Origin of the sequence: Ensifer sp. SSB1, from assembly GCF_016652895.1 — a bacterium.
Lineage (GTDB): Bacteria > Pseudomonadota > Alphaproteobacteria > Rhizobiales > Rhizobiaceae > Ensifer.
The window spans coordinates 360-3,030 of record NZ_JAEPRP010000332.1; the positions used below are offsets into that span (position 1 = coordinate 360).

At 67.2% G+C, this 2,671-nt stretch carries 3 protein-coding genes; all 3 read right to left on the reverse strand.

Going from position 1 to position 2,671, the window contains the following annotated elements:
• Positions 1–213: 213 nt before the first annotated feature.
• From I8N66_RS36890 to I8N66_RS36900, 3 genes are read right to left on the reverse strand one after another with little or no spacing between them, the layout of a single operon-like run.
• On the reverse strand, positions 214–1,752 hold the full coding sequence (locus I8N66_RS36890) for an IS66 family transposase (RefSeq protein WP_291165450.1): 1,539 nt from the start codon (positions 1,750–1,752) through the stop codon (positions 214–216).
• Positions 1,753–1,791: 39 nt separating this feature from the next.
• Complete coding sequence (gene tnpB, locus I8N66_RS36895) at positions 1,792–2,139, reverse strand: IS66 family insertion sequence element accessory protein TnpB (RefSeq protein WP_291165452.1); 348 nt, start codon at positions 2,137–2,139, stop codon at positions 1,792–1,794.
• The gene (locus I8N66_RS36900; RefSeq protein WP_291165454.1) at positions 2,136–2,531 is read right to left on the reverse strand and encodes a transposase; all 396 of its coding nucleotides are present in this window, start codon (positions 2,529–2,531) and stop codon (positions 2,136–2,138) included. Before I8N66_RS36900 ends, tnpB begins: the two co-directional genes overlap by 4 nt.
• Between the last annotated feature and the right edge of the window lie 140 nt (positions 2,532–2,671).

Consider the following 2,671-nt stretch of genomic DNA (forward strand, 5'->3'; position numbering starts at 1 on the left):
GACCTCGTTCGATCGAGATGAGTACGTTATTGATTTTCGTAAACGCACGCCGGTCTAACTTTGCGTTCGACTCGGACGCGGTTCAGCGCTGCGCGCTTCACGGCGCCGGTCAACGCGGGCGTTGGGCGTCATGAATGCATCAGTAGTAACGAGGTCAGTCCGCTTCGCTCTGTAACCGTCCGGTCAGCACCGCCTTGACGCAGTATCGCTGATTCAGGCGGCGAGTTCGACGGCCGGGTTATCCACGAGCGTGCTCGCCACATTCCACGGCAGCAGCTCCTCGACGCGGTTGATCGGGTGATCGGCGATGCGCTCGAGCACGTGGCGCAGGTACGCCTCCGGATCGAGTCCATTGAGCTTTGCCGTGCCGATGAGGCTGTAGATCGCGGCGGCGCGCTCGCCGCCGGCGTCCGAGCCGCAGAAGAGGTAGTTCTTGCGGCCCAGCGCCACCACGCGCAGCGCCCGCTCCGCAGCGTTGTTGTCGATCTCGATCGTGCCGTCGTCGACGTAGCGCGTCAGCGCGCTCCAGCGCGTGAGCACGTAGCCGATCGCCTTGGCGAGATCGGACTTCTTCGACACGCGCGCGAGCATCTCGCGCAGCCACTCGCGCAGCGACTCGAGCAGCGGTCCGGCACGCGCCTGGCGGATTGCCGCGCGATGCTCCGGCGGACTGCCGCGAATCTCGGCTTCAATCTCATAAAGCGCCCCGATGCGCTCAAGCGCTTCGGCGGCGACCGGCGACTGCGTCGACTGATGCAGCTCGTAGAAGCCGCGCCGTGCGTGCGCCCAGCATGCCGCTTCGCGGATGCGGCCGCCTTCGTAGAGATGACCGAAGCCGGCGTAGGCGTCCGCCTGCAGGATTCCGCTGAACTCCGCCAGGTGTTCGCGCGGACGCTCCCCACGACGGTCCGGCGCGTAACGGAACAGCACCGCCGGCGCCTCTGTGCCGCCGGCCGGGCGATCATCGCGCACGTAGGTCCACAAGCGCCCGGTCTTCGTCCGACCGCGTCCGGGATCGAGCACCGGCACCGGCGTGTCGTCGGCGTGGAGCTTGCCGGCGGCTGTGACGTAGCGCGCGAGCGCGGTGACGAGCGGATCCATCAGATGGAAGCAGCCGCCGACCCATTCGGCCAACGTCGAGCGCCCGATCTCGACGCCTTCACGCGCGTAGATCTGGCTCTGGCGATACAGCGGCAGGTGATCGCAATACTTCGACACCAGCACGTGCGCGAGCAGTCCCGCGCCGGCGAGCCCGCGCGCGATCGGCCGTGAAGGCGCCTCGAGCTGCACGATGCGCTCGCACGCCGAGCACGCGAGCTTCGGGCGCACGTGCTGGATCACGCGGAAGCGCGCCGGCACGTAGTCCAGCACTTCGGCGATGTCTTCGCCGATCTTGCACATCGCCGCTCCGCAGTCGGGGCAGGCACAGGTCGGCGTGTGCTCCACGCGCGTGCGCGGCAGGTGCTCGGGCAGCGGCCGGCGAACAGGGATTTGCGCCGGTGCCGCGCTCGCCGATCTCGACGGCGCCGGCACGGCCGAGACCTGCAGCTCCTCGAGCTTGAGCTCCAGTTGCTCGATCTCGCGGTCGAGCTTCTCGGAGCTGCGCCCGAACTGCAGCCGTTTCAGCTTCGCGATGAGCAGCTTCAGGTGCTCGATCTCGAAGGCGCGCTCGGTGAGCTGCGCCTGCTGTGCGAGCACCAGCGCCTTGAGAGCTTGGACGTCGTCGGGAAGAGCGGCGGGCTCGGCGTGCATGCGCCGAGAGTAACCTACCCCGGCGGGTGGTACAACGAATTACGCGGCGAGATCGGGCCGCCAGGTCTTCGCCGGTCGCCGCCAGTCGATACCCTCCAGCAGCATCGAGAGCTGCGCAGGCGTCAGGCACACCGAACCGCTATCGGCCTGCGGCCACACGAAGCGGCCGCGCTCCAGGCGTTTGATGAACAGGCACATGCCGTCACCCGCCCACCACAGCAGCTTCACCAGGTCCCCGCGGCGACCACGGAAGACGAATAGATGACCGCAGAACGGATCGGCGGCGAGCGTCGTCTGCACGAGCGCAGCGAGGCCGTCCATCCCCTTGCGCATGTCGGTGACGCCGGCGGCGAGCCACACGCGCGTGCCGGCGGGCAGGCCGATCATCGCTTCAGCGCCTCCAGGACGGCGCGAAGTGCGGCGGTGTCGACTGCGCCGCGTATGCGCACGCATGCGCCGTGCAGCTCGATCTCAATGATGCCGCTGGGCGCCGGCTTCGCTTCCGCCACCGGCACTGAGCTCGACTCGGCCAAAGTCACCGGCAACAACGGTGGCATCGTAAACAGCCGACCGCTGCGGTGCTGCACGATCCAGCGTCGCACCAGATTGGCGTTGATCCGGTGGGAGAGCGCGACGCCGGCGACCGAAGCGCCGTGCGCGCTGCATTCGCGAATGACCTCGAGCTTGTACTCGCGCGAAAAGGTCCGACGACCGGTGCGGTTCACGCGCACGCGAAACGGCGCGCCCGGCGCTCCAGAATTGGTGTCCACTATCTTCATGGTGGACACCATCTTTAGCGCTGATGCATTACCCTCTCAAGAGGGTGCTGGCCGGACGCTTACGGAGAACAGCGCTGGATCGACGGTTCACCAGCACAAAAAATTGGCCCGGTTCAAAACCGGGCCCTTTAACCGCCTGA

Bases quoted from the DNA above. Each gene is read 5' to 3' on its own strand.
- I8N66_RS36890 (WP_291165450.1), bottom strand. From the start codon at position 1,752: ATGCACGCCGAGCCCGCCGCTCTTCCCGACGACGTCCAAGCTCTCAAG.
- tnpB (WP_291165452.1), bottom strand. From the start codon at position 2,139: ATGATCGGCCTGCCCGCCGGCACGCGCGTGTGGCTCGCCGCCGGCGTC.
- I8N66_RS36900 (WP_291165454.1), bottom strand. From the start codon at position 2,531: ATGAAGATAGTGGACACCAATTCTGGAGCGCCGGGCGCGCCGTTTCGC.